8 protein-coding genes and 1 pseudogene are annotated in these 6,037 nt (G+C 46.7%); 5 read left to right on the forward strand and 4 right to left on the reverse strand.

The genetic code is table 11. The features are described 5' to 3' along the window. Together KJB30_RS17685 and KJB30_RS17690 are read left to right on the forward strand one after the other, a co-directional pair. Positions 1 to 224: pseudogene (locus KJB30_RS17685) on the forward strand (protein adenylyltransferase Fic); the annotation flags it as partial. Between the two features lie 7 nt (positions 225 to 231). After that, positions 232 to 618 carry a hypothetical protein gene (locus tag KJB30_RS17690; protein ID WP_214301698.1) on the forward strand — a complete coding sequence of 129 codons (387 nt, stop codon included), beginning with the start codon at positions 232 to 234 and terminating at the stop codon, positions 616 to 618. Between the two features lie 106 nt (positions 619 to 724). Here the strand turns inward: KJB30_RS17690 and KJB30_RS17695 are convergent, their stop codons facing one another. The 4 genes from KJB30_RS17695 to mobQ all read right to left on the reverse strand — a co-directional run bounded on the left by KJB30_RS17695 (position 725) and on the right by mobQ (position 4,882). Beyond that, a complete protein-coding gene (locus KJB30_RS17695; protein WP_214301699.1) occupies positions 725 to 928 on the reverse strand; it encodes a hypothetical protein in 204 nt (67 codons plus the stop codon). Between the two features lie 325 nt (positions 929 to 1,253). Further along, positions 1,254 to 2,120: a replication protein RepA gene (locus KJB30_RS17700; protein WP_214301700.1), complete on the reverse strand. Its 867-nt coding sequence runs from the start codon at positions 2,118 to 2,120 to the stop codon at positions 1,254 to 1,256. Continuing rightward, positions 2,117 to 2,551: a hypothetical protein gene (locus KJB30_RS17705; RefSeq protein ID WP_214301701.1), complete on the reverse strand. Its 435-nt coding sequence runs from the start codon at positions 2,549 to 2,551 to the stop codon at positions 2,117 to 2,119. The genes KJB30_RS17700 and KJB30_RS17705 overlap by 4 nt, the downstream gene beginning before the upstream one ends. Before the next feature lie 885 nt (positions 2,552 to 3,436). Beyond that, the gene (gene mobQ / locus KJB30_RS17710; RefSeq protein ID WP_214301702.1) at positions 3,437 to 4,882 is read right to left on the reverse strand and encodes a MobQ family relaxase; all 1,446 of its coding nucleotides are present in this window, start codon (positions 4,880 to 4,882) and stop codon (positions 3,437 to 3,439) included. A 150-nt stretch (positions 4,883 to 5,032) separates the two neighbouring features. Here mobQ and KJB30_RS17715 point away from each other — a divergent pair, with 150 nt between their 5' ends. From KJB30_RS17715 to KJB30_RS17725, 3 genes are all read left to right on the forward strand, one after another. Further along, complete coding sequence (locus KJB30_RS17715; protein ID WP_214301703.1) at positions 5,033 to 5,347, forward strand: mobilization protein; 315 nt, start codon at positions 5,033 to 5,035, stop codon at positions 5,345 to 5,347. Beyond that, positions 5,347 to 5,565, forward strand: coding sequence for a hypothetical protein (locus KJB30_RS17720; RefSeq protein WP_214301704.1), 219 nt, complete (start codon positions 5,347 to 5,349; stop codon positions 5,563 to 5,565). Before KJB30_RS17715 ends, KJB30_RS17720 begins: the two co-directional genes overlap by 1 nt. A 1-nt stretch (position 5,566) precedes the next feature. Beyond that, the coding region (locus KJB30_RS17725) for a Fic/DOC family protein (protein ID WP_214301705.1) at positions 5,567 to 6,037 on the forward strand (471 nt) is incomplete at its 3' end.

The raw sequence follows: 6,037 nt of genomic DNA on the forward strand, positions 1-6,037 counted from the left end.
TATTAAAAAAGGAACTTCAGCAAGTAATTGATTGGAGCCTTGTTCAAAAAGACGATTATTTACTGGCAATGGAGCGTAGCCCAATTAAAGATGTTGAAATTAAACTATTGTTGATGAATGCATTAACCACGAACATCAAAGATTTTAGTTTATATGTCAGGGGCATTGACGCAAGTTATCATTATGAAGGATATACGCAGTACAAAGCCGCTGAATTAAGTTGAGGGAATTATGGGATATCGCCCTTTCGGAATGGAGAATGCCCAACAACGCTCTGATCGGCGGTCACTGGCACTTCACGTTGCCATTCTTCGGCGGCTACGTGAAGCCCCAGAACTATGGGACGTTCCACTTCACAACCTAGATCGCTGGCAGGAACAAAATGGCGAGGAAGCCCTTGCTCACGAAATATGGCGGGAAATTTTAACCACCAGAACACGCGAGGAAATAGCCAAACTGTTGCTTTCTAGGTCGGCACACTCAACGTTTCTCCGTAGTTCAACTCCTTTTGTGGGGATCATCAATCAGGATGAACGCAAGCAGATTTTTGAACGCTATGAAACTCTGTACCTGCGCTGGATGGAGAAAACGCTTCTGAGGGCAAATCTGGAAGTCTGAGGGGTGATTTTGTGCGCAGCACAGAGCGAAGCGTTACAGCCTTTGACGTAGATTCTTCTTTTCCATTCAAAACCCGCCTTTTTAACCCTGCCCCGAATCGGCGCCGTCATTGCTCGGCGGTAGCCGTCACCGCTTCTTGCCCGTCCAGATATTGGCCCTGACGGTTTATTAAAGCGGCTATCTCCTCACTAAGCTGCTGGGATTGGTTTAGTAGATCAAGCAGACTTGCCTTAAACTTTGCTTGTTCCTCGGTTGAGTCATCAAGGTTAGTAACATATGCCCGGATTTTATCGTGTTTGTCGTGGAGCATACTCTCTTTTTCCTTTTCGCCGGGTGGCCGGGTTCATCGGCCACACTGCCGGCGCATTTGTTTCCACAGGTTTTGCTTGATCTACTACAGGGCTTTTAAATAACTATAGGCAAGATTCAAAGACTATAGGAAGGGGGCTTCTAGCCCTTTACTGATGCGGGTTTGCGAGGGGTCTCGGTCGCACTTTCAGCGTAAGGCCGGTCGCACTTTCAGCGCAATCATCTGATTTCTTACACTACAACAATTTGAAAAAATTTATACTTTCTATGTAGTTATTATCTCTTGTCAACTAAATTGGCCGGTCGCACTTTCAGCGTGAATAACTTCATTTATCCACTGGCTTTTTCACAGCGATGCTTGTACGAGAGGGTATCAATACCATGCCTTGTTCCGTTATCTCATGTTTGGCCTCTTTGTAGACCTTTTGAACCTTCTTTAAATCCCTCAGAAACTTCGGCTTAAAGTGTTTGAGCAATTTTATATCTCCACCGAACTGCTTGTGTAGTGCATCCCATGGCACCAATGCGGGTTTTTTCAGATACGTGTTGCGGTAGCTTCTCCACGAATAAATATCTATCGCCAACGCCGATGATTTTAGAGCCTTGAGGACTCTAACGTCCAGCGGCACAGGGCATGACACCAATTCGTTAAAGAAGTCCTCTCCAAGCGTTACAGTGGATTCCCAAAGCCCCGCTTGGTGTATTTCCTTGGCGTCCCACCAAAGGTCTGCATCTTTGGCTATTACAGCATTTTTGATTGCTGTGCGCTCTCCATCCAGTGAATTAGCCGTGATCGCCGTGGAAAAGAGCCGGGTCAATTGATTTTTTAGACGGGTTATGTCTCCCCGTTTGCCTCCGGTGTTATACAGCCCAAGTTCTTTCAGGAAGTCTGACAAACTGCTACCAAGTACAATTCTCCGATTCTTCGTTCTAACTGCTTCTCGGCCTAACCATGCCATAATCAGCCGGGGAAGGGGGCCATAAGGCAGCCCTATTTTTTCATCCAGTGCAGCCATTGTTATTGCAATTTTGCCGTTTTCCCTGCGGAAGTGGGTGGTTTTGGGGTCTGTAATTGGCATGGTGGCTTGCACTAAGGCTCGTACCATGTAGCCAATTTGTCCGGCTTCTCTGGCTGGTTCTTCCTCAATGGCTGTTGCCGCTGATAATAACTTTTCAAGGGATTTGGTAATCATGCCTCTTGCCCCTTCCGGCTGAACAGTCTGGCCCACATGGATTCCTTTTTAATCAAGTTGACCTCGCCCTTTAACTTCTCGATCTGAACGGAGGTGCTGTCTGTCTCTGGCCGATGTTCCAGAAGACGAAGGGATTGTTGCAGGTCTGCAATATGATCTTCCCTCGCTTTGAGAAGTTCGCGTGTAAGTCGAAGTTCCGCTTCCAACGAGGCAATTTTGCTGTCTTTTATGGGTGAGTCAGGGTGAGAACCTTTACTGTCCTCTTGCTGTCTATCACCGAAAACCCTGAAGATTTCAGATGTATCAACTACAGGTTTATCCTCGTTGTCCTTCTCAACAGTGAGTTTGCCGGTGGTTATGTACTTTCTATATAGGTACGATCGAGATATTCCGGCAATTCTTGCCGCCTCCGATACACTGACTTTTGCCATGTTCACCCCCTGTATCCTACCGTCTTTTCTACCTGTCTACACTGTACACACCCTCATAGCAAGCCATTTAACCCGCTCTATAGAAGCTCCCACCTCAACCTTGGTGCATCACAACTGCACCATATCCTTTTTCAGTGCGCGGAAAAGAATAAACCTCCCGGAAAAGCGTATTCCCTGACTGAGCCAAATGTTTGAAGTGCTTCAGCTATCCGGCGAAGTCGTAAAGACGTTATACCCGCCCCCATCCTTGCGGCGTTCTTAGTGCCGTTAGGAGGGGGGTAAAAGCTCTCGCCTCGAACCCGTTGAATTAACCCTTTGACTGCCGATATCCAACCTCCTGATCTGCGGGTAAGTGGTGTCAGTTTGAATAAACCCGTTATTACCAAACATGAGATCAAAACTGATTTTTTTCAAAATACATAAATACAAGAGAATAAAGGGGGTGATCCGCAAGACCGCTGAGTTTTGAACTGTATAAGCAGACATGAGGTCAATTTTTCAAATTCATAAATAAAAGAGAAACCGTTTTCCCTAAAAACTACTGAAGGGGGGTAGAGAGCCGTTATGTCAGAAAAAAATACGCTTTTTAAGTGACTTGCAAGGTTATCACCAAATCCACAGCCCGATTAAGAGTAAAAAACTGCTTCACTAAGGGCTAAATTTTTCGCCAGTTCTCATTAATAACAAACAACTTAATCTTTTTATCCCAAGCCGGGGGGGGGTGTATCAACCATGATTAAACTAATTGTCTTCAAAGCCGTAATATTCCTGTTCCACAACTGCGACTGGATTGTACCTATGGTTCAGGCCATCCTTGACTGGTTCAAATTAAACTAGCCCAGAACAGGCATAACGGGGGGTAATTCCCCCCCCGAAATGCCGGGTTCACCGTTTCCGGCCTTGCTGTGGTGATTTAGGTGGTTGTGGCTGCGGTTGTTCCGGTGGCAGCTTGGCAACGGTGGCTGTAATATCGTGGCCGTTGATGGTCATTATTGCTTTTTCGTAGTCTAGGCAAACTTTGGTGCCGGGGTAGGGCTTGAGTATTGTTTTCATATTTAGCTCTAGCTCATCAATGATTGTGTTGAACTTCTCCGGGCTGACAAAACCGTTATTCAGGTGAAGTACAAGCTTCACAATTTTCTGGCTAATTTCATACAGCCGATAAAGTACGGCAGCGGGAAGATCCGCAATGGTCGGTGCCGGTGCCTTTAGTTCCGGCTGCGGAATAACACCCACGGCAACGGCTGGTTGTTGAGGGGGGAGGTTAGTTTTCTTTTCAGTCGGTAACGCTTCGCTCTGTCCGTTCCCTTCGGTCACAATCGGACGGGAAACCGAAACAGACTTTTGACGTTCAAGCCTTGTTTTCTCAAGCTCTGCGGCGAGTCGGGCGGCTTCTACCTGTTTAGCCTGGTCGAGCAAATCAGCCTCAATCTCCTTTAGCAAGTCCTGCATCTCCCGGTTTATCTCCGCAAGCCGTTTTTCAATCTCAATCTGCTCGTCCTTGAGCGTGTCACGCTCCCCGATCTGCGCGAGGACTCGCCGGTTGTAGTTGCCTCGGTCGGTTGGCTCTCCCCGGCGTTCCATGGCGGTTGCAGAGGGGCCAAGATGAATAGTGGCCGGTCTGTCCAGCATGGCGGCTTTCTTGATCTGCTCGGCTTTAAAGGTCGGGGAATTGGTTATAACTTTGGCGTTTTCAGCGCAAAACAAAGCGTCTTCTCGCTGCGCTTCAAGGCTCCTGTGGTCTATCCGCTCCCGAAGTCCGGCGTTTCTTAGAGCTTCATTTGCAAGCTCGGCCCAACGTTTTCTAGTCCATTCAGCCATATTCTCCAGCTTGTTCCTCTGGCAATGAATGGGGTCAAGCTCAACGGCTTTCTTGCCTAAAGTGCCGTCTTCTGCGGTGTAGCAGGCAGATAGCATGATGTGGGCATGGTGATTCCGGGTGTCGGCCTTGGCTCTATGCGGCTTGTGAATGTTCAGGTCGGCGGCCACGCTGTACTTGTCGGCAAGCTCCCGGTTGAACTTAGATGCAAGGCACTGGCGTTGCCTTTCGTCAAGCTCGGCAGGTATGGCAATCTCAACCTCTCTTGCGAGAATTGCGTCACCCCTCTTGTGGTGCTTTTCTACTCGGTTCCAGTAAGTTGCCCTATCCTCTGTACCGCCTCCCGGCAAGATAAGCTCTGAATGGACTATTCCGCGCTTTCTGGAATAGTCGTGTATTTCGCCTGTGCGTTCATCATCTATCTTTTCACCGGCACGATAAGCGGCGGCTGCAACGGCAGAGCGTCCGCTTTTCCTGTCGATAATGTTGATTGCTTGGTGGTAAATCGCCATTGCTTTGCTTCCCCCTCGGAGAGCGCACGTAATCTCGAAGAGATTACTCTAAGTGCGCCTTTCAGGATTAAATGCCGTTGCTTTGTTGGATTTGACGTTATTCTTATATTGTGATAATTTCAATAAAAATTATTAGTTTGGAGGGTGGTAATGGCGCGAAAATCGGCAGAAGATAAATTAAAAGCTTTGGATGAAGAGCGCGAAAAACTCATAGATCAGTTAGCTGATAAAAAGGCCAAAGAGCTGCTTTTACAAGAACGGGTTAAGGCTCGTGAGTCTGAACAGGCGAGAAAGAACGATACACGCCGTAAAGTACTGCTCGGTTCCTTTGTTCTTGCCAAACTCAAGGCTGAAGGGGAGCGTGGAGCTATTCATAGCTGGCTGGAAAAGGAGTTAGAGGCATTCCTGACAAATGATAGGGACAAGGCTCTTTTCGCGGAAGTGGTTAAATTGGGGGGTGTCTAATGGCTGACCCATTATTTCACGGAGAAACTGCTCCACTGTTTAGAGTTGCATACGATGGCGTTAAGATGATTGGGTTTGCAGCGGTTCTCTTTGGATTGGGGCCACTCTTTTTGAAACTTGTCTTGAGCCGGTTCAAACCCGCTGTCCGGCTGCTGTTCTTGGGCTTTGGGCTAATTATCATCGGCTATCTCTTACTGCACAAAAAGGGCTTCATATAAAATGGCACCTTCACGCATTGAAAACAAACTAGGCATAACCAATGAAATTGATTTGGCCCATGTTGAGGAAAAAATCAGTAAATCAAAGGCTTGTGAATTATTTACCAATGGTGTGTTAGATGGTTTGGTAGCTGGTAGCTGGCAATCACTATCAACTATCCATCATTATCTGTTTTCAGAAATCTATGATTTTGCCGGTCAAATTCGCACTGTCAATATTTCTAAAGGGCAATTTCGATTTGCACCGGTCTTATATATCGATGAAGCAATAAAAAAAGCAGAAGCAATGCCACAATCAAATTTCAATCAGATAATCGAAAAGTATATTGAAATGAACATAATACATCCTTTTCGTGAAGGAAATGGACGTAGTATGCGTATTTGGCTGGACTTGATATTAAAAAAGGAACTTCAGCAAGTAATTGATTGGAGCCTTGTTCAAAAAGACGATTATTTACTGGCAATGGAGCGT

Origin of the sequence: Pelotalea chapellei (genome assembly GCF_018531195.1) — a bacterium.
Lineage (GTDB): Bacteria > Desulfobacterota > Desulfuromonadia > Geobacterales > Pseudopelobacteraceae > Pelotalea > Pelotalea chapellei.

Excerpts from the sequence above, each read along its gene's own strand:
- mobQ (WP_214301702.1), bottom strand. The coding sequence starts at position 4,882 with ATGGCGATTTACCACCAAGCAATCAACATTATCGACAGGAAAAGCGGA.
- KJB30_RS17715 (WP_214301703.1), top strand. The coding sequence starts at position 5,033 with ATGGCGCGAAAATCGGCAGAAGATAAATTAAAAGCTTTGGATGAAGAG.
- KJB30_RS17700 (WP_214301700.1), bottom strand. The coding sequence starts at position 2,120 with ATGATTACCAAATCCCTTGAAAAGTTATTATCAGCGGCAACAGCCATT.
- KJB30_RS17720 (WP_214301704.1), top strand. The coding sequence starts at position 5,347 with ATGGCTGACCCATTATTTCACGGAGAAACTGCTCCACTGTTTAGAGTT.
- KJB30_RS17705 (WP_214301701.1), bottom strand. The coding sequence starts at position 2,551 with ATGGCAAAAGTCAGTGTATCGGAGGCGGCAAGAATTGCCGGAATATCT.
- KJB30_RS17695 (WP_214301699.1), bottom strand. The coding sequence starts at position 928 with ATGCTCCACGACAAACACGATAAAATCCGGGCATATGTTACTAACCTT.
- KJB30_RS17690 (WP_214301698.1), top strand. The coding sequence starts at position 232 with ATGGGATATCGCCCTTTCGGAATGGAGAATGCCCAACAACGCTCTGAT.